This is a genomic window from Rhodovulum euryhalinum, from assembly GCF_004342445.1.
Classification (GTDB): domain Bacteria; phylum Pseudomonadota; class Alphaproteobacteria; order Rhodobacterales; family Rhodobacteraceae; genus Rhodovulum; species Rhodovulum euryhalinum.
The window spans coordinates 287,410-309,100 of the sequence record NZ_SLWW01000001.1; the positions used below are offsets into that span (position 1 = coordinate 287,410).

Here is a 21,691-nt window from a genome sequence, read left to right on the forward strand (position 1 = left end):
CGGCCTCAGCCTCCCAGCGCGGCGCGGATTGCGGCAGGGTCGATGTCGTCATGTTCTGCGATCACCACCAGGCGCGTGGTCCGCGGCTCGTCCGCGCGCCAGGGCCGGTCGTACTGGTGACGCACCCGCGCGCCCACCGCCTGCACCAGCAGGCGCATCGGCTTGCCCGCAACCGCGGCATGGCCCTTTACTCGCAGGATGTTCCGCGACCGCGCCAGCGCCTCGATCCGGCCGGTCAGGATGGCAGCGTCCTCCTGCTCGGGCAGTTCGATCACCACGCTGTCGAAATCATCGTGGTCGTGGTCCCCGGCCGAGTCATGGTGGCTGGGGCGCGCGTGCAGGTCGTCTTCGGCCGCGGCCTCGATCCCCAGGATGACGCGCACATCCACCGCACCCTCGGTCACCTCGACGACGGGCAACCTGCGCGGCGCCTCGGCCTCGATCGCGGCGCGCGCGGTGGCCACGCCCTCGGGCCCGGCGAGGTCGGGTTTGGTCAACAGCACGATATCGGCACAGGAAATCTGGTCCTCGAACACCTCGGACAGCGGGGTTTCGTGGTCCAGGCTGTCATCGGCCGCGCGCTGAGCGTCGACCGCGGCCAGGTTCGGGGCGAACCTTCCCGCCGCCACGGCCTCGGCATCGGCGACCGCGATCACCCCGTCCACGGTGATGCGCGCGCGGATGTCGGGCCAGTCGAACGCCTTCAGCAGCGGCTTGGGCAGGGCGAGGCCCGAGGTTTCGATCAGGATGTGATCGGGGCGCGGGTCCAGCGCCATCAGCGCCTCGATCGTCGGGATGAAATCGTCGGCGACCGTGCAGCAGATGCAGCCGTTGGCCAGTTCGACGATGTTCTCGGCCGGGCAATCGGGCAGCGCGCAGGATTTCAGGATGTCGCCATCAACCCCCACATCACCGAATTCGTTGACGACGACGGCCAGGCGCCGGCCGCCCGCGTTCTGCATCAGGTGGCGGATCAGCGTGGTCTTGCCCGCCCCCAGAAAGCCGGTGATGACGGTGACGGGCAGCTTGGAAAGATCGGTCATTCGGGGGCCTCCAGGGGCGGGATGCGGGCGATGCAGTTCCTGCGGAAATGTTCGGGGCGCTCGCGCCAGGGCACGAGGCCATCGGCCGCGTCGCGGTAGCGGGCGGCTCCTTCGGCGACAACGGTGACGAGGCTGGCGTCGAGATTGCCGTAGACATAGGTCCAGCGGCCGGGGCCCCGCAGCACGATGGTGCAGCCCGCAGCGCAGTTCGACAGGCACTCGACAGGTTTCAGGCGCACGTTCTCGGGCAGGCCGTGGGACATGAGCGCGTCATGCAGGACCGCACCCGGCCGGGCCGCCTCGGCGCCGTCGGGCGCATCGCGGCGGCAGGTCGTGCAGACGAGGAGTTCCACCTCGTCCCCGCGCGCGGCGCTCACCCTCGCCCTGCCCGGCGGCGGAAAGATCGCAACATGTCTGGCCCCATTCATCAGGGGACAAGGGCAGATGACGGGCAGAGCCGAAGCCGGACCCGACACCGGAACACCCCGTCCGGTTCAACGTCGTACTCGGCTGGCAGGTCTCCCGGCTTGCGGATCTCAGGGGCATCTGTCCCTGGCGGTTGCCCTGCCTTCCCGGCCTTTCGGCCAGTGGCGGTGGGGCAACCTGTCCGGTCACGGTCGCGGGGGCGGCTGCGCTTCGAACCGTGCGGTCCTTATCACATTCCCTTTTCACCTGCCCGGAGGCAGGCACCAGCGCGGCTGTCATGCCTCCGGGACACGCCCCTTGTCAAGCGGACCGGACGGGCTAGCGGCCGTGGTCCCGCGCGGCCCGCTCGGCCGCGTGGCGCACCAGGGCCGCCGCACGATAGGCCCCGTGCGACAGCTTGCCGAAGGGCAGGCAAAGGGCCAGTCCCAGAACGCTGCCCAGATGCAGCGCCAGCAGCACGCCCATCCCGGCCGTGTCGCGCAGCGCCAGCAGGGCAAGGCCCGTTGCCGCGACAATGGCCAGCATCAGCCGCAACAGGCGGTCGGCGGTTTCCATCCCGGGCGAGGCGGGAGCACGGTCGGCACGGCGCCGGGCGCGGTCTAGCCCCGCAAGACCCGCCAGCATCGCGACCCCGCCCAGCGTGCCCAGCGCCACCGGCAGGCTTGCCACGGAATAGGGGGCAAGGCGGCCGAACCCGTGGTGCAGGACCGCGCCTGCGATCGTCGCAAGGAAGGTCAGGCCGAAACCGTAGGCGACGAGGTGATGGCTCCATCGCCGCGCCCGCCCCGCCGGTCCGTTCCGATCCTCGCATCCGGGCGCCCCGCCGCCAAGGTTGCGCAGGGTCAGGATGTCGGCCAGCGCGCGGACCAGCGGGCGCGCACCGGGGCGCACCCTTGGCCCCGCCGTCGCGCACCAGAACCGCCAGAGCCGGACCGCCAGCACGAGACCCGCGCCGCCGAAGGCCAACCCCGCGCCGCCCGCCATGATCCCATGCGGGATCACCGCATAAAAGCTGCCCGGTCCCCCATGGACGGCGAACAGCGCCTGCGGCGGAACCAGCAGCAGGGCGGCGAGCGGCACCCCGATCAGGCAGGCCGTGAAGACCATGGCGAGGATCCGGGCCCCCTGCGCCCGGGGCAGCAGGCCGCCGCGATACTCCTCGGTCCGCATCGCGGCCAGCGCCGCGGGCAGGTTCACCGCCAGGTCGTGCGGTGGGGCGTACTGGCAGTCGTAGTGGCAGGAGCGGCAGTCATGGCAGAGATGGGCCAGGTGGCGGATATCGCCGCTGCTCAGACCCTCGCGCAGTTGCGCCGCCGGGAAAACCGCGCACAGCCCGGTGCAGAAGCCGCAGGTGTTGCAGATGTTCAGCGCGCGGCGGGCCTCGTCCTCGGGGTCTGCGGCCGGTGTGGGGAACGTCACTGGCGCGGCGGCCGGCGGGACGGCCACCCTGACCGAAGCCGCCTGCCCCGCCAGCGCGGCCGCGTTCCGCCCGGCGATGCGGCCGAAGACGCCACCGATGGTCAGGGCGCTGCCCGAGAGATAGCCCTCGCCCAGCACCGCGCCGCACATCGCCGCCCCGGCCGCGAACATCCGCGGCGCCACCCCGCCCGCGGCAAGGCGCACCCGCGCCCGGTCGTCCACGGCGACCCCGTGCCGGGTAAAGGACAGGCCCGGCCGCATCGGGATCGCCACCAGCGCGCCGGTCAGCGGGACCAACGGCGCAGCCTCGGACACGGTGCGCGGCGGGATCGGCGGCGGGTCGGCGGTGATTTCGGCCAGGGTTGCGGCCAACCCCTCCGGATCGATCCCGCACAGCCGGGCCAGCGCGCCGGGACCATCGGCCGCGATCGGCGGATGGAGCATCGGCGGCAGTCGCACAGCGCCCCCGGCCCCCAGGATCAGCCAGCCGCGGGGATCGTCGCGTGCGGCGAGGATATGCCCCCAGTGGGAATAGCGCGCGGGGCCGGCGACCTCGCCCTCGTCCCGCATCCGCCGACCGTCCGCGCCCACCACCAGGCCCAGATACATCCCGTCCACCCGGCTGACGATCCCCGCATCGTCCATCGGCGCGCGGGCGTCCACCGCCACCAGATGGCCGTCACCGGGCCTGCCTGCCGATGCCGCCCCCTGCGCCAGCAGCCAGAGCAGCGGCCCGCCCCGCTGGTGGGGCGTGCCGCGATTGGCGATGCCATGGGCCCCCGGCCCCAGATGCGCCGCAAGCTGAGCGCGGTCGGCCCCATAGCCACCCGAGGCCAGCACCAGCGCGGCGGCCTCGACCGGCCATGTCCCGTCGGGCGTGTCGGCAACGATCCGCACCGCCGCACCACCGGCGCCAAGGGCAGCGGGGTCGAGCGCCGCGACCTGCCAGCCGTGGCGGATGTCGATGCCCAGCCTTGCCGCCCGGCGGCAGAGCGCGTTGACCATCGCCTGCCCGCCGCCCCGGAAAAAGGCAGTGCGGCGCGACCAGGGCAGGTTGCCCTCGGCCCAGGGTTCGAACGCCACACCCTGTGCGGCAAGCCATGGGCCAAGATCGGCAGACCCGCGGGCCAGAACCTCGGCAAGTGCCAGGTCGGGCGCGCCGATCCGCGCGAGGTCGGCCAGAAAGTCCCCTGCCGGATATCGCGCCCGCTGCCACGGCGTCTCGGCCTCATGCACCAGCCGGATGTTGCGGGAATGGCGGGCATTGCCGCCCCGCAGATGCGCGGGGGCGGCGTCGATCAGCGTCACATGGGCGCCTGCCAGCCGCGCCTCGATCGCCGCGCAGAGCCCTGCGAAACCGCAACCAATCACCAGGACGCCTGTGGTCAGGGGGGCCTTGGCCGTGGCGTCCGGCCCTGCGGCGGCGTTCATCCGCGCACCTTCGCACCGGCGCGCGCCCGGCCCCCGCCCCCCATGGCTAAAGCGGCATCCGGCGGGCGCGGGCGCCGCCGCGGCGGCGGGGTTCCGGCAGGCGCAGGTCAAGCGGCTGCGGCGGCATCTGGACCGACGCCGCCAGAAGCATCCGGAAGGTATCCAGCGCGGGCGTAGCCTCGCCCGCGGCATCGACCCGCGCCAGCGCCGAACGCGCCGCGGCGATGAAATCGCATCCGCCCGGCAGTCCGCCCAGCCATTGCATGAAGGCAAGCTGGCCGATCTCGCGGGCGCGCGCGGAACTGGCGGTCGAGGCCTGCATCTGCATCAGCACCATCTCGAGCATCATCGGCCGCCCCGGCCCGCCGGGCTGGCTGGCGGCGTTGTTAAACGGGCGCGGCGGCACCCTGCGTTGCACCATCATGGCCTCCTTTCCGGGGCACCCCGCCCGGATCCAACAGGTCGTGACGATGGCAGGTCTCCTGACTCGCGGGTCTGGGCTTGCCCGATCCTTCCCGGGCCTATCGGCCCAGTGGTCGCCTCGGGGTAGCTCGCCGCCTACAGTTGCGGGGGCAGTCGCGGAATTGCCGGGGCACCGGCGCACCACATTCCCTTTTCACCCGCGGCATATGGCACCGCGGGAACCATCGCCATTTCGATACCGTATCGCAGCCGTGCCCGTCAATCGCACCGCCCGGCGGCTGAGAATGTGAACAATCCTCATAATCATCGTGACGAAGATGAATTGGACTCCTAGGCGGCGATGGCCCATATGCCGACCATGACGCAGCATGTCCAATCCCCCGCCCATCTTCCCGTGTCGCCGGTATTCGAGGCCATTCGCACCGCCGCACGCGAGCGCATCCTGATCCTCGACGGGGCGATGGGCACGCAGATCCAGAAGCTTGGCCTTGGCGAGGACGACTTCACCGGCTGTGGCGGGGGGTGCGGCTGTCATGTCCACGGCGACAAGCCGCAGAAGGGCAACAACGACCTTCTGAACCTGACCCGGCCCGAGGCGATCGAGGACATCCATTATCGCTATGCCATGGCCGGGGCCGATATCGTCGAGACCAACACCTTTTCCTCGACCGCCATCGCGCAGGCGGATTACGGGCTGGAGGACAAGGTCTTCGCCCTGAACGAGGCGGGCGCACGGCTGGCACGCAAGGCGATGGACCGGGCAGAGGCCGAGGATGGCCGCCGCCGCTTCGTGGCGGGCGCGCTGGGGCCGACGAACCGGACGGCCTCGATCAGCCCGGATGTGAACGACCCGGGCTATCGCGCGGTCACGTTCGACGACCTGCGGATCGCCTATGGCGAACAGTTGCGCGGGCTGATCGCGGGCGGCGTCGACCTGATCCTGATCGAGACGATCTTCGACACGCTGAACGCCAAGGCCGCGATCTTCGCCTGCGAGGAGGTCTTTGCCGAAACCGGCCTGCGCCTGCCGGTGATGATCTCGGGCACGATCACCGACCTGTCGGGACGCACGCTGTCGGGGCAGACGCCCAGCGCCTTCTGGCACTCTGTCCGCCATGCACGCCCCCTGACCGTGGGGCTGAACTGCGCGCTGGGGGCCGATGCGATGCGCCCGCATCTGGCGGAACTGGCGGGCGTGGCCGACACGCTGGTCTGCGCCTATCCGAACGCCGGCTTGCCCAACGAGATGGGCGAATACGACCAGACGCCCGACGAGATGGCCGCGCTGATCGAAGGCTTCGCGAAGGACGGGCTGCTGAACGTCGTTGGCGGCTGCTGCGGCTCGACCTATGACCACATCGCCGCGATCGCGCGGGCGGTGCAGGGCCACGCGCCGCGCGCGGTGCCGCAGATCGCGCCGCGGATGCGGCTGTCGGGGCTGGAGCCCTTCACGCTGACCCCCGACATCCCCTTCGTGAACGTTGGGGAACGGACGAACGTCACCGGCTCGGCCCGTTTCCGCAAGCTGGTCAAGGAAAAGGACTACACCACCGCGCTGGAGGTCGCGCGGGATCAGGTCGAGAACGGCGCCCAGATCATCGACGTCAACATGGACGAGGGGCTGATCGACAGCAGACAGGCGATGGTCGATTTCCTGAACCTGGTCGCCGCCGAGCCCGATATCGCGCGGGTGCCGGTGATGATCGACAGTTCCAAATGGGAGGTGATCGAGGCGGGCCTGAAATGCGTGCAGGGCAAGCCGGTGGTCAACTCGATCTCGCTGAAGGAGGGGGAGGCGGCGTTCCTGCGGCAGGCGCGTCTTTGCCGGGCCTATGGCGCGGCGGTGGTGGTGATGGCCTTCGACGAGGCGGGCCAGGCCGATACCGAGGATCGCAAGGTCGAGATCTGCGCGCGGGCCTACAGGATCCTGACCGAAGAAGCCGAATTCCCGCCCGAGGACATCATCTTCGACCCCAACATCTTTGCCGTCGCCACCGGCATCGAGGAGCATGACAATTACGGCGTCGATTTCATCGGGGCCACGCGGCGCATCCGGGCGGACTGCCCGCATGTGCATGTGTCGGGGGGCGTGTCGAACCTTTCGTTCAGCTTCCGCGGCAACGAGCCCGTGCGCGAGGCGATGCATGCGGTGTTCCTGTACCATGCCATCGCGGCGGGGATGGACATGGGCATCGTCAACGCGGGGCAACTGGCGGTCTACGATTCCATCGACCCCGAGTTGCGCGAGGCCTGCGAGGATGTGGTGTTGAACCGCCGCGCAGACGGAACCGAGCGGCTGCTCGAGATCGCCGAACGCTACCGCGGGCAGGCCGGCGGCCCGGCGCGCGAGAAGGATCTGAGCTGGCGCGAACTGCCCGTGGAAAAGCGGCTGGAACATGCGCTGGTGAACGGCATCACCGAATATGTCGAGGCCGATACCGAAGAGGCGCGTCTGGCCGCCGCCCGCCCGCTTGACGTGATCGAGGGGCCGCTGATGGCGGGGATGAACGTGGTCGGCGACCTGTTCGGTGCGGGCAAGATGTTCCTGCCGCAGGTGGTGAAATCGGCGCGCGTGATGAAGCAGGCGGTCGCCGTGCTGTTGCCCCACATGGAGGCCGAAAAGGCCGGCCAGCGTCAGACCGCCGGCAAGGTGCTGATGGCGACCGTGAAGGGCGACGTCCACGACATCGGCAAGAACATCGTCGGCGTCGTGCTGGCCTGCAACAACTACGAGATCATCGACCTGGGCGTGATGGTGCCCGCCGAGAAGATCCTGAAGGTCGCGCGCGAGGAACAGGTGGACGTGATCGGCCTGTCGGGCCTTATCACGCCGTCGCTGGACGAGATGGTGCATATGGCGACCGAGATGGAGCGCGCGGGCTTTGACATCCCGCTGCTGATCGGGGGCGCGACCACCAGCCGGGTGCATACCGCGGTCAAGATCGCACCCGCCTATACCCGCAACCAGGCGATCTATGTCACCGACGCCAGCCGCGCGGTGGGCGTGGTTTCGGCGCTGCTGAGCGACAGCCAGCGCCCCGGCTATATCCAGGGCATCCGGGACGAATACCGCGACATCGCCGAAAAGCATGCAAGGGGCGAGATGACCAAGACCCGGCTGCCGCTGGCGGCGGCGCGGGCAAATGCGCTGCGGCTCGACTGGTCGGGCCATCGTGCCACGCGGCCCTCGTTTCTGGGCACCCGCGTGATCGACGACTGGGACCTGGCCGAGCTTGCCCGCTATATCGACTGGACGCCGTTCTTCCACGCCTGGGAAATGCGCGGCGTCTATCCCCGTATCCTTGACGACGCGGAAAAGGGCCCGGCGGCCCGCGCCCTGTTCGATGACGCGCAGAAGATGCTGGCCCGGATCGTGGCCGAGGGCTGGTTCCGCCCGCGTGCCGTGGTGGGGTTCTGGCCCGCCAACGCTGCGGGCGACGACATCCGGCTTTACCGCGACGAGAATCGGCGCGACCGGCTGGCCACCTTCCACACCCTCCGCCAGCAGACCCCCAAGCGGGACGGGGCGCCGAACCTCGCGCTGGCCGATTTCGTGGCGCCCGAGGGCAGCCTGCCCGATTATGTGGGCGGCTTTGCCGTGACCGCCGGGGCCGAGGAAATCGAGATCGCCAAGCGGTTCGAAGCGGCGCATGACGATTTCAACGCGATCCTCGTCAAGGCACTGGCCGACCGTTTCGCCGAGGCGATGGCCGAACGGCTGCACGAAAAAGTGCGACGCGAGTTCTGGGGCTATGCGGCGGACGAGGCGTTCGCCCCTGCGGACCTGATCGGCGAACCCTATGCCGGAATCCGCCCCGCCCCCGGCTACCCGGCCCAGCCCGACCATACCGAAAAGCGGACGCTGTTCGACCTGCTCGATGCGGAAAACGCCACCGGCATCCGGCTGACCGACAGCATGGCGATGTGGCCCGGCGCGTCGGTCTCGGGGCTGTATCTTGGCCATCCCGAGAGCCACTATTTCGGCGTCGGCAAGATCGAGGCCGACCAGGTTGCCGACTACGCCGCGCGCAAGGGGATCACCATCGCCGAAGCCGAACGCTGGCTGGCGCCGGTGCTGAACTACACGCCCGCACCGGGCGGGGCCGAGGCCGCGGCCTGACACCGGCTTGCCGCGGATCGCGGGAGGAGTATAAGCGGCCCCGCCGGGTGCCCCGTTCGCGGGGAGAATCGGGAAGCCGGTGCAAGACCGGCGCGGGCCCGCCGCTGTGACGGGGATGCCGCAGGCACAAGGCCACTGGAGCGATCCGGGAAGGCGCCTGCCGGCAGACGACCCGAAGCCAGAAGACCGGCCCGGCAAGATGGCCGCCCCGCGTGGAACCCGAGGCGGCGCTGTCCAGCAGGAGGGCCATCATGCCCGACACCGCCCCCGCGGCGCCCGTTTCCGCGCGCCGTTTCACCCCCGAGGAACGCGACACGATCCACGAGGTCATCCGCAGCCGCCGCGACGTCCGCGACGAGTTCCGCCCCGATCCGATCCCCGACGACGTGCTCTGGCGCATCCTCGACGCCGCGCATCACGCGCCCTCGGTCGGATTCATGCAGCCCTGGAACTTCATCCTGGTCCGCGACATCGACCGCCGCCGCGCGGTGCATCGCGCCTTTCAGGCCGCCAATGCCGAGGCCGAGGCGATGTTCCCCGAGGAGACCCGCAGCACCTATCGTGCGCTCAAGCTGGAAGGCATCCTCAAGGCGCCCCTGAACATCGCCGTCACCTGCGACCGAAGCCGCTGCGGGCCGGTGGTGCTGGGCCGCACCCACAATCCCGAGATGGACCTCTATTCCTCGGTCTGCGCGGTGCAGAACCTGTGGCTGGCCGCCCGGGCCGAAGGGGTCGGCGTCGGCTGGGTCAGCATCTATAATGAACCCGACCTGCGCGCGATCCTGGGCGTACCCGACCGCGTGGCGATCGTTGCCTACCTGTGCGTGGGCTTCGTCGACGCGTTCTATGCCGAGCCGGAACTCGCCCTGAAAGGCTGGCGCCAGCGTCTGCCGCTGGACCAGTTGGTCATGCACGAAGGCTGGCAAGAAGACGGCTGAGCACGCCTGCGCGGGCGCGGCCGTCGCCCCTGACCAGAGCACTGGCCAAATTGTCCGGCGCGGCGCATAAATCGGGACGATGGAGGATATCGAGCTTTTCCGGCGTCTCGGGCTTGCGCTGGCCATCGGCCTGCTGTTCGGCCTCGAGCGCGGCTGGCACACCCGCGACGAGGCCGAGGGCACGCGGGTCGCCGGCCTGCGCACCTTCGGGCTGACCGGGCTGCTGGGCGGGATCTGCGGCTGGCTGGTCCCGTTCACCGGACCGACCTTTCTTGGCCTGGCCTTCCTTGCGGTGACGGTGCTGGTCGCGGTGACCTACTGGGCACAGCTTGGCGCGGACGACGACCTGGGCCTGACGACCGAGATGGCGCTGGTGCTGACCTTCGCGCTGGGGGCCGCGGCGCTGCTGGGCGACATGGGGGCGGCCGCGGCCTCGGCCGTAGTGGCAACCGCGCTGCTGTCGCTCAAGCGGGTGCTGCACGGCTGGGTCGCACGGATCCGGCAATTCGAACTGGCCGCGCTGGTGCAACTGGCGGTGATCTCGGTCGTGGTACTTCCATTGCTGCCGGATCGGCCCTTCGGCCCCGGCCAGACGCTGAACCCCCACGAATTGTGGTGGGCGGTGGTCGTGGTGGCGGGGCTGTCGTTTCTCGGCTACGCGGCGATGCGACTTGCCGGGGCGGGGCTTGGTGCGGTGATCACGGGGCTTTTCGGCGGGCTGGCCTCGTCGACCTCGACCACGCTGGCCCTGTCCCGGCTGGTGCGCGAGGATGCACGGCTTGGCCCGATGTTGGCAATCGGCGTGGTTCTCGCCGGCTCGGTCACCTTCCTGCGCGTGCTGGTGCTGGCCACGATCTTTGCCCCCGGCCTGCTGGGGCCGCTTGCACCGCCGCTTGTCGCGATGGCCGTTACCGGGTTTGCCGGGGCGGGGTTCCTGGCGCTTTGGGCGGGACAGCAACGCAAGTCCGCCGCCGACCTGGATGGGCTGACGAATCCACTTGCCCTGGGAACGGCGCTGTCCTTTGGCGCGGTGCTGGTCGTGGTGCTGATCGGCACCCACTATTTCAGGCTCTGGTTCGGCGAGGGGGGCGTCTATGCCGCCGCGGCGCTGTCGGGGCTGACGGATGTCGATGCGCTGACGATCTCGGTCGCGCGGCTGTCGCGCACCGATCTCGCCCTGCCCGCCGCCGCGGTCGCCATCGTTCTGGCGGTCTCGGTCAACACCGCGGTCAAGACCGGCATCGCCTTCGCGGTCGGCGGGCGGGCGTTCGGCCTGCGGATCCTGGCAGTCCACGGCACCGTTCTGGGGGTCGGGGCAGCGGTGCTCTGGTTCAACGGATAACTGCGGCCGCCCATGCTCCGGCAGGCGGGCCAGCGCCAGACCGAGGCGATCCAAGGCAACATGGCCTGCATCGGAGCACGGGAAACGGGCGCCCGCCCCTTTGGTCCCCGAGGCGGGCCAAGGCGGGTTGTAATTTCCGCCCGCGGCAATAGCGTTGGCAGGTATCAAGCGGGAGTTGGTTTTCGTGCGCCAACCACAACAGGATGCGCGGCTGGAACGTTACAGCCGCGCGGCCAGGCGCGACCTGCGCCGGCGCAACGGTCTGGACTGGGCGATCTTCGCCCTGGGCGCGGGGCTGATCCTGTGGGGCGTGATCGAGGGCGCAAGCAGAATGCCCTATAACTGGCAATGGTATCGCATCCCGCCGTTCTTCTTCCGCATCGTCGAGGGCGAACTTGTCTGGGGCCCGTTCGTCCGCGGCCTGCTGGTCACGCTGCAGATCACCTTGTGGGGCGCGCTGCTGGCCTTCGCGATCGGGCTTGCGACTGCACTTTTGCGCCTGTCGCGTTCTTTCACGGGACATGCGCTGGCGACGGCCTATCTGGAGCTTGTGCGGAACACGCCGCTTCTGGTGCAGATGTATCTTTTCTACTTCGTGCTTTCACCGATCCTGGGGATCGACCGGTTCTGGACCGGGGTGCTGGCGCTTGCCGTGTTCGAGGCGTCCTTCATCTCCGAGATCATCCGGGGCGGCATCCTGTCGGTGCCCCGCGGCCAGTGGGAGGCCGCCTCGGCGCTGGGCCTGCGCCCGCTTCCCGCCTATGCGCGCGTGGTGCTGCCGCAGGCCGTTCCGCTGATGCTGCCGCCGCTGACCTCGTCGCTGGTGAACCTGATCAAGAACTCGGCGATCGTGTCGACCATCGCCATCTTCGACCTGACGAACGAGGGGCGCGACGCCATCGCGGCCACCTTCCTGACCTTCGAAATCTGGCTGACGGTGGCTGCCGTCTACCTGTCCCTGACCCTGACCCTGTCGGCTCTGGCCGGCTGGCTGGAACGCCGCGCGCGACGGCCCGACCGGCGCGCAGCCTGAGCCCTTACGACCCCCCAACCACAGCAGGAGAGAGCCGTGAAGACCCTACATATCCTGATCCTCGCCGCGGTCGCGGCGCTGAGTTTCATCAAGGCGCCCCCCGCGCTCGCGCAGGACGCCGCCCGGGCGCTGTCGTCGGAAAGCGTGATCGAGACGATCAAGAAACGCGGCGCGCTCAAGGTGGGGCTGTCGACCTTCGTCCCCTGGGCGATGCGCGACACCAACGGCGAGCTGATCGGCTTCGAGGTCGACGTGGCGACCCGGCTGGCCGAAGACATGGGCGTGGCGGTCGAATTCGTGCCGACCGCCTGGGACGGGATCATCCCGGCGCTGCTGTCGGGCAAGTTCGACGTGATCATCGGCGGGATGACGATCACGCCTGCGCGCAACCTGACGGTCAACTTCACCGACCCTTATGCGGGTTCGTCGCTGGGGGTCATGGCCTCGATCAAGGCGGCCGCGGGGCTGGCCTGGCCCGAGGGCTATGACACCCCCGCCGTCACCTTTGCCTGCCGCCGCGGCAGCACGCCCTGCGAATACATCCGCGCACGCTTTCCCAACGCGACCCTGCGCCAGTTCGACGACCAGAGCCAGGTGATCCAGGAGGTGATGAACGGCAATGCGCACGCGATGATCTCGTCGCAGCCCGAACCCGCCTTCCTCATCTACGACAATCCCGAGACGGTCTTTTCACCGACCGACGAGCCGATTCAGCCCTCGGCCGAGGGGTTCGCGCTGCGCAAGGGCGACCCGGATGCGCTGAACTTCTTCGACAACTGGATCCGCGTGAACACCGCCAACGGCTTCCTCGCAGAGCGGCACGCGTACTGGTTCGGCGGCCGCCCCTGGGCCGACCGCGTCGCGCAATAGCGATCGGGGGCGGGCGGCGCCGGGCGCCGCCCCCCGCAGACCGAAAGGCCGCCGATGTATCCCGACCCCGACCGCAAGCGGCGCTTCGGCCCCGTCGACGCGCTGGTGATTGCCGCCGTGCTGGCCTTCGCGGCGTATCTCTGGCACCGGCTCGCGGACGTTCTGGTCTACAAATGGGACTGGTCCTTCCTGCCGCGTGTTCTGCTGCGCCCGACCGACAGCGGCTGGTGGGAGCCGAACATCCTGCTGGAAGGTTTTCTGACCACGATCCGCCTGTCGATCTGGGCGATGCTGATCGCAAGCCTTCTGGGCCTCGTCCTCGGAGTGCTGGCCACGCGGACGCGGCTTTTGCCGCGGCTGACGACGCTGGCCTATGTCGGCGTGATCCGCAACGTGCCGCCGCTGGTATTCCTTTTCGTCTTCTACTTCTTCGTCTCCTCGCAACTTCTGCCGATGCTGGGGCTCGACACCTGGGCGCGCGGGCTGGGGCCATGGGGACACGCGGCGGTGAACCTGCTGCTCGGCCCGCCCGAGTTGTTCGAGAACCTGCTTGCGGGGGTGTTGAGCCTTGCGATGTTCGAGGCTGCCTATATCGCGGTCATCGTCCGGGCGGGAATCCTGTCGGTACCGGACGCCCAGATCGAGGCCGCGCGCAGCCTTGGGCTGCGCCCGTTGCAGGTGTTCCGGCTGGTGGTCTTTCCGCAGGCCCTGCGCGCGGTCACGCCGGCGCTTGCCAACCAGTTCATCATGCTGGTCAAGGACAGTTCGATCGTCTCGCTGATCTCGGTGCAGGAACTGACCTTCGCAGGCACCGAGATCGCCAATTCGACCCAGCGCCGCTTCGAAACCTATATCGCCGTCGCCGCGTTCTATTTCGCGCTGTGCTTCGCGCTGTCGCGGCTTTTCGCGCGGATGGAGCGCCGCGCGCGGTTGCGCGATGCGGGCTGACGCCGGGCGTCACGCCACGGTGTTTGCCGCGACCCAGTCCGCGACACGATCACGCTCGGCGGGGGACAGGAACACGCCGTGCTTGGTGCGGCGGAACAGCATGTCCTCGGCTGTCCGGGCCCATTCCTGGTCGATCAGCCAGCGGGCCTCGCGTTCGTGGAACAGGCCGCCGAGGCAGGCGCCCAGGTCACCGATGCCGCCCGCGCCCGCCAGCAGCGCATCCGCCTCGGTGCCGTAGCAGCGTGCGTAATGCCGGGCGAGCGGCAGGGGCAGCCAGGGCCAGCGGGCGTGGAACCCGGCGAACCAGGCCTCGAAATCCGCGCCCGGCATGTCCCCGCCGGGCAGCGGCGCGGTGGCCGTCCAGGGCCCGCCCATGCCCGGAAAGCGCGGAACAAGGCGCGCCAGCGCCGCCTCGGACAATGTGCGATAGGTGGTCAACTTGCCGCCGAAGGCCGACAGGATCGGCGCCCGCCCCGGCCCACCGTCCAGTTCGAACGTATAGTCCCGCGTGACCGCCGAGGCCCCCTTGGCGGCATCGTCGTCGAACAGCGGCCGCACGCCGGAATAGGCCCACTCCACGTCAGCCGGGGTCAACGCGGTCTTGAAGTAGCTGTTGAGGATGTTCAGCAGATAGTCGACCTCGTCCCGGCCAACCGCCACGTCCTCGGGCCGGCCCTCGAAAGGGATATCCGTGGTGCCGATCAGCGCAAGGTCGTCGAAATAGGGATTGACGAAGATCAGCCGCCGGTCCGGCGCCTGAAGGACATAGCCGTGATCGCCTTTCCACCAGCGCCGGGTGACGATGTGGCTGCCCTTGACCAGCCGGATGCGCTTGGACGAATTGACCCCGGCGACGTTGCCCAGCACCTCCTCGACCCAGGGACCGGCGGTGTTGACGATGGCACGGGCGCCGAGGTCCCGCGTGGTGCCGTCCTGCGCCTGCAGGACCGCGACCCAGTGATCGCCCTCGCGCCGGGCCGAGACGACGCGGGTGCGCGGCAACACCTCGGCCCCCCGCCTTGCCGCGTCGCGCGCGTTCAGCAGCACGAGGCGCGCATCATCCACCCAGACATCGTGATAGGCGAAGGCATGGGTATAGGCGTCGCGCACGACATCCCCCTCGGGCGCGCGGTCGAGCCGGACGGCCCTGGTGCCGGGGATGCGCTTGCGCCCGCCGAGATGGTCGTAGAGAAACAGCCCTAGCCGGATCAGCCAGCGCGGGCGCTGTTCGGGGCTGTGCACCAGCACCAGCCGGATCGGCCACGCCAGTTGCGGCGCCGCTTCGAGCACCACCTCGCGTTCGATCAACGCCTCGCGCACCAGCCGGAACTCGTAATACTCCAGATAACGCAGACCGCCGTGGATATACTTGCCCGACCGCGACGAGGTTCCCTGGCCCAGATCGTCCTTTTCCGCCAGCACCACCGACAGCCCGCGTCCGACGGCATCCCGCGCGACGCCGGCCCCGTTGATCCCACCGCCGATCACCAGAAGATCGACCATGCCGGTCATGCTCAGCCCTTCTTCCCGCTCTTCTTCGCCCTGGCCGGCTTGCCCGCTTGCGGTGGTCCGGCGGCGACATCCTTGTAATCGTCCTGGACACCGTACGAACTGAAGCCCTGCATCGCTTCGGCGATCTGGGCATCGCTCAGCAGCACCGGCCCCCCGATACAAAGCGACAGGTAGTATTGCCGCGCGAGCGCCTCAAGCTCGACGGCGCGCCACATCGCCTTGTCGAGATCCTCGCCAAGGGCGATCGAGCCGTGGTTGGCCAGCAGGCAGGCGGTCCGGCCGTGCAACGCCTCGATGGCCAACACCGACAGCTCGGCGGTGCCATAGCGCGCATAGGGCGCACAGCGCACATTGGTCCCGCCGAAGGCCGCGATCATGTAGTGGCAGGCCGGGATTTCCTTGCGCGCGATGGCCAGCGCCGTGCAATGGGTCGGGTGTGCGTGCACCACCGCGCCCATGTCGGTGCGGGCCTTCAGGATGTCGAAATGAAACCGCCATTCGGTCGAAGGCTTCAGCGGCCCCTCCCATGTGCCATAGTCGGCGTCGAAGGGCATCGCGGCGATCATCTCGGGCGTCATCCTGTCATAGGGCGTGGCCGAGGGCGTGATCAGCATCCGGTCCTCGAACCGGGCCGAGATGTTGCCCGACGTGCCCTGATTCAGACCGCAGCCGTTCATGAACCGGCACTGGTCGATGATCGCCTGGCGAAGGTCTTTTTCGGCTTTCTTCATTGGAACTCCTGTCGAAAGAGGGGGGCGGGGGGCGCGTTTCCAGGCCCCGGCCACGGGTATCGGCGGCACGCGCGCCGACACGGTTTCAGGACGGCCCGGACACGACGATCCGCAGCCGCGAGCGATCGGTCAGGAACAGCGCGGTGTAGTATTCGATCGCGGTATGCAGGTCGCTGGACCCCACGGATTCGACACATAGCGCAGACTTGCCCTGCCGTACCGCGAGAAGTCCTGCATCGGTGCGCGACAGCGACACCGCCTCGATCCACCGTTCGGCCCGCACAAGGCGAATTCCGTACTGGCGCGAGATCGTGTCGTAGAGCGAGCGGTTGTGCAAGGGAAGGGAATCGAGCCCGGGAACCACCCGCTCCAGCATCGCCCAGCGCACGATGGCGCGCGGAACACCCTCGACGCTCATCACCCGGTCGACGGCGACCACGCGTTCGTCCGGGCCGATCTGCAGGAAACGCTGCATCCGCGGGGTTGGCGCGATCAGTTCCTGCCGCAGCACGCGGCGTGTGACCGATCGGCGTTTTTCCTCCAGTTCGCCGCTGAATCCGACGGTCGATGCGGCAAAGCTCTGTTCCTCGCGATAGCCGTGGACGAAGGCACCCTTGCCCTGAAGGCGGTAGATCATCCCCTCGTTGACAAGTTGCGCCAGCGCTTCGCGCACCACCGTGCGCGAGACGCCGAAATGCCGGCACAGCTCGGCCTCGGACGGCAGGCGGTCATGTTCGGACAGGCCGGTTTCGCGGATCATCGCCGTCAGCGCCTGCTTGACCTGCATCCAGAGCGGAACGGCCGCGCCGCGATCCGTCCGCAGCGGGGCGCCAGGCGGCGGCCTGCCCGCGATCCGATCGGGAAGGGGGGTTTTCCCGGTTCCGGCCTGTCGGCTCATGTCACGGCGACCCGGTGTTCATCCTGCAACAAGGCCACCACGTTCGCCACCTCCCTGTCGCGGCGCACATTGTCCCAGCCAAGCGCCACCGCCGCGATTTCCGCCACCTCTTCGAGCGCGGCGCGCCCGGTGCGGCCTTCGAACGCCATCAGCGTGCGCCGCAGGACCACATCCTCCAGCCGGGATACCCGCTCCGACCGGCAGATCAACCCGATTTCGGCGGGGGTATAACCCTTGAGTGCACCGAAGGCACGGGGATCGCCGCGCTCGGCCTCGGCAAAGGCGCATGCATGGCTGCCGTAGCGCCCTGCCAGTTCCGCGCACCGGTCGGGGCCAAGCCCGGTCCGTGCGGCCAGCGCCCGCGCCCAGTCGCGGCGCCCGGACGGGTCCTGCGGGAAATCCCGCGCGCCGCCGATGGCCAGCGCCCGGGTGGACCGCTGGCGCGGAGTGCCGAGATGCGCCAGCACCCTGTCCGCCGCCTGCTCGGCAAGGGCGCGGTAGGTGGTCCACTTGCCGCCGACCAGCGTGAAGGTCTCGAACGGCCGCCCGGCAACCGCAGGAAAGCCGTCGACACGGTGATCCCGGCTGATCGCGCCCGCCGCCTTGACCCCGGCATCCTGAAACGGCAGCGGCCGGACCCCGGCCATCACGAAGACGATGTCCTCGGGCCGCCAGTCGACATCGGGCAGAACCGGTCTCAGCACGTCGAAGATGTAGTCGATTTCCGCCTCGGTATAGCGCCGGTCGTCCGGGTCGTCGGTCCGGATGTCGGTCGTGCCGACATAGACATGCGCCGCGTCCAGCGGCAGCGCGAGACAGGCCCGATGGTCGCTGGTTTCGAAATAGAGCATCCGCCCGCCGAGATCGCGCGACAGCGCCGGATTGCGCATCACCAGATGCGTGCCGCGCGTCCCGCCCATCAACCGCCCCGGGATGCCCAGATCGCCCTGCACCCGGTCGACCCATGCGCCCGAAGCGTTGACGACGACACGGGGCGCAACGCTCAGGCTCTGGCCCGTCAGGCGGTCGTGCAGCGTCACGTGCCCGTCCCGCTGCATACCCGCCGCAAGATAGGGAATGGCCATGGCGTCCGGGCAATCCGCCTCGGCATCGGCCACCAGTTCAAGGACCAGCCGCTCGGGATGGCTGATCCGGGCGTCGTGGAATTCCGCCACGGCCTTCACCCCGGGCGACAGCGCGGGCACCGCCCGGTGCGCCTCGGCGGCGCCGATCATCCGATGGGTCGGCATGCTGCGCAATTCGCGCCCGAAGAGATCGTAGACCATCAGCCCGATGGCGACCGGAACCGCCCCCTTGCGCCCCGGGGTCTTCTTCAGCCGCGCCAGCCGCGCGGCGGCCGCGAGGCTGCCGCCGAACCAACTGCGCAGCGGGATCCATACCGGCTGGGGGTGGACCACGTGGCGCGCGTTCCGCAACAGCAGATTGCGTTCCAGCAGCGACTCGCGCACCAGCGCGGCCTCGCCGGTTTCCAGGTAGCGCAGGCCGCCATGGATCAGCCGCGATGGCGCGGCGCTGGTGCCGGACGCGAAATCGCCGGCCTCGACCAGCAGCGATGGAACCCCCTGGGCCGCAAGATCGCGAAACGTGCCCACCCCGTTGATGCCCCCGCCGACAATCAGGATCCCGGGCGCGGGCCCTGTCCGCAGACTTTCGAGCAACTCCGCCCTCATTCGCATGCCAACCCTCCGATGGCCGGGCGAATCCCTGCCGCCCGCCACAGCTTGCTTACGCAATGTTGTAATTACAAGTTTGCTGCAGAAGCCAACGAAATTGCCGCGCCGCAGCAGCATCACCTTTGATTTTTTGAATATATTCACATGCTTGACATGTTGAAAGCGACCCCTAACCTCCACTCGTAATAACAAGTTGCCGAGTCGGCGCCCGCGAACTCGGCCACAGGGAGGAGACAATGGGTGATTGCGTGATCGGCATCGACGCCGGTGGCACGATGACGAAGGCTGCGCTCTTCGATCTGTCGGGCCACGAGAAATCCTGCGCGCGCAGCAGGAACGTGACCACCTTCCCGCACCTCGGATGGACCGAGCGTGACGCCGACGGCATGTGGCGCGCCGCCTCGGACGCGATCGCCCATGTGCTTGAACAAAGCGGCACCGATCCGGGCGACGTGGCCGCGATCAGCGTGTCGGGATATGGCAGCGGGCTTTACCTGCTTGACCGCGGCGGCAACCCGGTACGCCCCGGGATCGTCTCGACCGACGGCCGGACGGCGGCGATGCTGGCGGAATGGACCGCGGATGGCCGCGCCGCAGACGCCGCGCAACTGATCAACCAGATCGTCTGGCCGGGCCAGAGCCTCGCGCTGCTCGCCTGGCTGCAACGGCACGAACCCGAGGTGCTGGAGCGGACGCATACCGTGTCGTTCTGCAAGGATTTCCTGCGTGGACGGCTGTGCGGCGACCTGTCGACCGATTTTACCGATGCCGGCAGCGCGGGGCTGATCGAGGTGGCCACAGGGCGCTATGCCGAAGAGGCGCTGCGCCTGCTCGGAATGGAGGCGTGGCTGCCCCGGCTGCCCGAGATCGGCCCCTCGGATGAAGTGGTCGGCCATGTCACGGCCGAGGCGGCCGCGCTGACCGGGCTGCGGCAGGGCACGCCGGTGGTGCGTGGCACGGTGGACATGGCGGCCTCGGCCATGGCCTCGATGGTCACCGACCCCGCCCAGATGAGCGTGGTCGCCGGGACCTTTTCGATCGCCTCGACGCTGCACCGGGACGCGCCCAAGATGGACGCGGTCCCGATGCTGCAATTCGCCTATCCGCTGGGAGGCTGGCTGGCGGTGCAGGGCTCGGCCACGTCGGCCTCGAACCTCGAATGGGTGGTCAAGACGCTGTTGCAGCATGGCGGCGGGCTGGAAACCGGCGGCGACATCTACGATGTCGTCAACTCGGCGGTCCGGCGGGTTCGCGGCCAGCACACCAATGCGATGTTCTTCCCCTATCTCTTCGGCGGGCCCGAAGGCGCGCCGGCGGGGCTTGTGGGGATGACGGCCCGGACCAGCTTCGACAAGGCGATGCTGGCGATCTTCGAGGGCATCGTCTTTGCCCACAAGGCCGATATCGACCTCGCGCTGACCGGCGCACAGGCCGCGCGCCCCGAGGTGATCCGCCTCACGGGGGGCGCCTCGCGCAGCGCCCACTGGTCCGAGATGTTCGCCGATATCCTCGGCCTGCCGGTCGAGGTTCCGGCGGGCTCGGAATTCGGTGCGCTCGGCACGGCGATCTGCGCGGCGACCGGGGCGGGCGCCCATGGGTCGCTGGCCGAGGCGATCGCGGCGATGGCCGGGATCGCGCGGCGCCACGAGGGTGACGCGGCGCGCGGCGCGGTGCATCTGGCGAAATACCCCAAGTACTGCGCCCTGCGCGACGCGATGGCGGCGGTCATGACCACCCCTGCCCCGCACGCCGCCACCACGGCACCGGAGTCCGCCCATGCTTGAGCTGCGCGGCGTATCGAGAAGCGTGCGGGGAAGGGTCCACATCCAGTCCACGGACCTGACGCTGCAGCCGGGCACGATGAACGTCCTGCTGGGGCCGACCCTGTCGGGCAAGACCTCGCTGATGCGGCTGATGGCAGGGCTCGACATCCCGACCGAAGGCCGGGTCTTTGCCCATGGCCGCGACGTCACCGGCATGCGGGTGCAGGACCGCAAGGTGGCGATGGTCTACCAGCAGTTCATCAACTACCCCTCGATGACGGTCTACGACAACATCGCCTCGCCGCTGCGCCTGATGCGCAAGAGCCGGGCCGAAATCGACCGGGCGGTGCGCGGCACCGCCGAGATGCTGCGGCTGACGGCGCTGCTGGACCGCAAGCCTCTGGAACTGTCGGGCGGCCAGCAGCAGCGCTGCGCGCTGGCCCGGGCGCTGGTCAAGGACAGCGACCTTGTCCTGCTGGACGAACCGCTTGCCAATCTCGACTACAAGCTGCGCGAGGAACTGCGCGCCGAAATTCCGCGGATCTTCCGCGAAAGCGGCGCCATCTTCGTCTACGCCACCACCGAACCCGAAGAGGCGCTGCTGCTCGGCGGCAATACCGCGACGTTGTGGGAGGGGCGGATCACCCAGTTCGGACCGGCCCCCGAGGTCTATCGCCGACCGAACGACGCGATCACCGCCCGGGTCTATTCCGATCCGCCGATGAACTTTGCCCCCTGCCGCAAGCAGGGCCATTCGCTGACCTTCGGCGAGGGCATCCACGCCCCGGCGGACGGCGCCTTTGCCGGCCTGCCGGACGGGCTATACCGCGCGGGGTTCCGACCCAACCACCTGCGCTTCGAGGCACATTCGGGCGCGGCGGTGGCATTCCGCTGCACCCTCGGCATCGCCGAGATCACCGGGTCGGAAACCTTTCTGCACCTGACCCACGGCGCGGACAACTGGGTCGCGCTGCTGCACGGCGTGCACCATTTCGACCCGGGCACCGAGATCAGCCTGATGCTCGACCCCGCGCATGTCTACCTGTTCGAGGCGGACGGGAGGCTGGCCCTGCCCGCCTCCTATGCCGCTGCAGCCTGAG

General features: G+C 69.2%; 16 protein-coding genes and 3 riboswitches. Of the genes, 8 read left to right on the top strand and 8 right to left on the bottom strand.

The features are described 5' to 3' along the window. Window positions 1-5: 5 nt before the first annotated feature. The 4 genes from cobW to EV655_RS01355 all read right to left on the bottom strand — a co-directional run bounded on the left by cobW (window position 6) and on the right by EV655_RS01355 (window position 4,740). Window positions 6-1,043 carry a cobalamin biosynthesis protein CobW gene (cobW, locus tag EV655_RS01340; RefSeq protein ID WP_132540627.1) on the bottom strand — a complete coding sequence of 346 codons (1,038 nt, stop codon included), beginning with the start codon at window positions 1,041-1,043 and terminating at the stop codon, window positions 6-8. Then, window positions 1,040-1,420: a DUF1636 family protein gene (locus tag EV655_RS01345; RefSeq protein ID WP_243644945.1), complete on the bottom strand. Its 381-nt coding sequence runs from the start codon at window positions 1,418-1,420 to the stop codon at window positions 1,040-1,042. Before EV655_RS01345 ends, cobW begins: the two co-directional genes overlap by 4 nt. Window positions 1,421-1,538: 118 nt before the next feature. Then, window positions 1,539-1,752, bottom strand: a riboswitch (cobalamin riboswitch). A 35-nt stretch (window positions 1,753-1,787) separates the two neighbouring features. Beyond that, entirely contained in the window at window positions 1,788-4,319 is a 2,532-nt protein-coding gene (tcuA, locus tag EV655_RS01350) for an FAD-dependent tricarballylate dehydrogenase TcuA (RefSeq protein WP_279389322.1), read from the bottom strand. A gap of 46 nt (window positions 4,320-4,365) precedes the next feature. Then, window positions 4,366-4,740, bottom strand: coding sequence for a hypothetical protein (locus EV655_RS01355; protein ID WP_132540633.1), 375 nt, complete (start codon window positions 4,738-4,740; stop codon window positions 4,366-4,368). A 34-nt stretch (window positions 4,741-4,774) separates the two neighbouring features. Continuing rightward, window positions 4,775-4,983: riboswitch (cobalamin riboswitch) on the bottom strand. A 117-nt stretch (window positions 4,984-5,100) separates the two neighbouring features. On the opposite strand from EV655_RS01355, the gene metH reads away from it, so the two are divergent. The 6 genes from metH to EV655_RS01385 all read left to right on the top strand — a co-directional run bounded on the left by metH (window position 5,101) and on the right by EV655_RS01385 (window position 13,993). Then, the gene (gene metH / locus EV655_RS01360; protein WP_132540636.1) at window positions 5,101-8,862 is read left to right on the top strand and encodes a methionine synthase; all 3,762 of its coding nucleotides are present in this window, start codon (window positions 5,101-5,103) and stop codon (window positions 8,860-8,862) included. A gap of 28 nt (window positions 8,863-8,890) precedes the next feature. Beyond that, a riboswitch (cobalamin riboswitch) is annotated at window positions 8,891-9,071 on the top strand. A 42-nt stretch (window positions 9,072-9,113) separates the two neighbouring features. Then, window positions 9,114-9,800 (top strand): 5,6-dimethylbenzimidazole synthase, encoded by a 687-nt coding sequence (bluB, locus tag EV655_RS01365; RefSeq protein ID WP_132540638.1) that lies wholly within the window; start codon window positions 9,114-9,116, stop codon window positions 9,798-9,800. A 79-nt stretch (window positions 9,801-9,879) separates the two neighbouring features. Next, on the top strand, window positions 9,880-11,142 hold the full coding sequence (locus EV655_RS01370; protein ID WP_132540641.1) for an MgtC/SapB family protein: 1,263 nt from the start codon (window positions 9,880-9,882) through the stop codon (window positions 11,140-11,142). A gap of 184 nt (window positions 11,143-11,326) precedes the next feature. Beyond that, window positions 11,327-12,175: an amino acid ABC transporter permease gene (locus EV655_RS01375; RefSeq protein WP_132540644.1), complete on the top strand. Its 849-nt coding sequence runs from the start codon at window positions 11,327-11,329 to the stop codon at window positions 12,173-12,175. A 36-nt stretch (window positions 12,176-12,211) separates the two neighbouring features. Then, on the top strand, window positions 12,212-13,045 hold the full coding sequence (locus EV655_RS01380) for a transporter substrate-binding domain-containing protein (RefSeq protein WP_165905231.1): 834 nt from the start codon (window positions 12,212-12,214) through the stop codon (window positions 13,043-13,045). 54 nt (window positions 13,046-13,099) lie between these two features. Continuing rightward, window positions 13,100-13,993, top strand: coding sequence for an amino acid ABC transporter permease (locus EV655_RS01385; protein WP_132540647.1), 894 nt, complete (start codon window positions 13,100-13,102; stop codon window positions 13,991-13,993). A 9-nt stretch (window positions 13,994-14,002) separates the two neighbouring features. Here EV655_RS01385 and EV655_RS01390 read toward each other — a convergent pair whose 3' ends face one another. The 4 genes from EV655_RS01390 to EV655_RS01405 form a co-directional block, all read right to left on the bottom strand. Beyond that, complete coding sequence (locus EV655_RS01390; protein ID WP_132540650.1) at window positions 14,003-15,505, bottom strand: glycerol-3-phosphate dehydrogenase; 1,503 nt, start codon at window positions 15,503-15,505, stop codon at window positions 14,003-14,005. Window positions 15,506-15,507: 2 nt separating this feature from the next. Next, window positions 15,508-16,236 carry a class II aldolase/adducin family protein gene (locus EV655_RS01395; RefSeq protein ID WP_132540653.1) on the bottom strand — a complete coding sequence of 243 codons (729 nt, stop codon included), beginning with the start codon at window positions 16,234-16,236 and terminating at the stop codon, window positions 15,508-15,510. A gap of 85 nt (window positions 16,237-16,321) precedes the next feature. Next, a complete protein-coding gene (locus tag EV655_RS01400; protein WP_243644946.1) occupies window positions 16,322-17,023 on the bottom strand; it encodes a GntR family transcriptional regulator in 702 nt (233 codons plus the stop codon). Between the two features lie 107 nt (window positions 17,024-17,130). Next, a complete protein-coding gene (locus tag EV655_RS01405; protein WP_243644947.1) occupies window positions 17,131-18,813 on the bottom strand; it encodes a glycerol-3-phosphate dehydrogenase/oxidase in 1,683 nt (560 codons plus the stop codon). 251 nt (window positions 18,814-19,064) lie between these two features. Here EV655_RS01405 and EV655_RS01410 point away from each other — a divergent pair, with 251 nt between their 5' ends. Both EV655_RS01410 and EV655_RS01415 read left to right on the top strand, forming a co-directional pair. Beyond that, complete coding sequence (locus EV655_RS01410; RefSeq protein WP_132540662.1) at window positions 19,065-20,612, top strand: FGGY-family carbohydrate kinase; 1,548 nt, start codon at window positions 19,065-19,067, stop codon at window positions 20,610-20,612. Further along, a complete protein-coding gene (locus EV655_RS01415) occupies window positions 20,605-21,690 on the top strand; it encodes an ABC transporter ATP-binding protein (RefSeq protein ID WP_132540665.1) in 1,086 nt (361 codons plus the stop codon). The genes EV655_RS01410 and EV655_RS01415 overlap by 8 nt, the downstream gene beginning before the upstream one ends. The last annotated feature ends 1 nt before the right edge of the window (window position 21,691 follow it).

Excerpts from the sequence above, each read along its gene's own strand:
- cobW (WP_132540627.1), bottom strand. The coding sequence starts at position 1,043 with ATGACCGATCTTTCCAAGCTGCCCGTCACCGTCATCACCGGCTTTCTG.
- tcuA (WP_279389322.1), bottom strand. The coding sequence starts at position 4,319 with ATGAACGCCGCCGCAGGGCCGGACGCCACGGCCAAGGCCCCCCTGACC.
- EV655_RS01355 (WP_132540633.1), bottom strand. The coding sequence starts at position 4,740 with ATGGTGCAACGCAGGGTGCCGCCGCGCCCGTTTAACAACGCCGCCAGC.
- metH (WP_132540636.1), top strand. The coding sequence starts at position 5,101 with ATGACGCAGCATGTCCAATCCCCCGCCCATCTTCCCGTGTCGCCGGTA.
- bluB (WP_132540638.1), top strand. The coding sequence starts at position 9,114 with ATGCCCGACACCGCCCCCGCGGCGCCCGTTTCCGCGCGCCGTTTCACC.
- EV655_RS01370 (WP_132540641.1), top strand. The coding sequence starts at position 9,880 with ATGGAGGATATCGAGCTTTTCCGGCGTCTCGGGCTTGCGCTGGCCATC.
- EV655_RS01385 (WP_132540647.1), top strand. The coding sequence starts at position 13,100 with ATGTATCCCGACCCCGACCGCAAGCGGCGCTTCGGCCCCGTCGACGCG.
- EV655_RS01390 (WP_132540650.1), bottom strand. The coding sequence starts at position 15,505 with ATGACCGGCATGGTCGATCTTCTGGTGATCGGCGGTGGGATCAACGGG.
- EV655_RS01395 (WP_132540653.1), bottom strand. The coding sequence starts at position 16,236 with ATGAAGAAAGCCGAAAAAGACCTTCGCCAGGCGATCATCGACCAGTGC.
- EV655_RS01400 (WP_243644946.1), bottom strand. The coding sequence starts at position 17,023 with ATGCAGGTCAAGCAGGCGCTGACGGCGATGATCCGCGAAACCGGCCTG.
- EV655_RS01410 (WP_132540662.1), top strand. The coding sequence starts at position 19,065 with ATGGGTGATTGCGTGATCGGCATCGACGCCGGTGGCACGATGACGAAG.
- EV655_RS01415 (WP_132540665.1), top strand. The coding sequence starts at position 20,605 with ATGCTTGAGCTGCGCGGCGTATCGAGAAGCGTGCGGGGAAGGGTCCAC.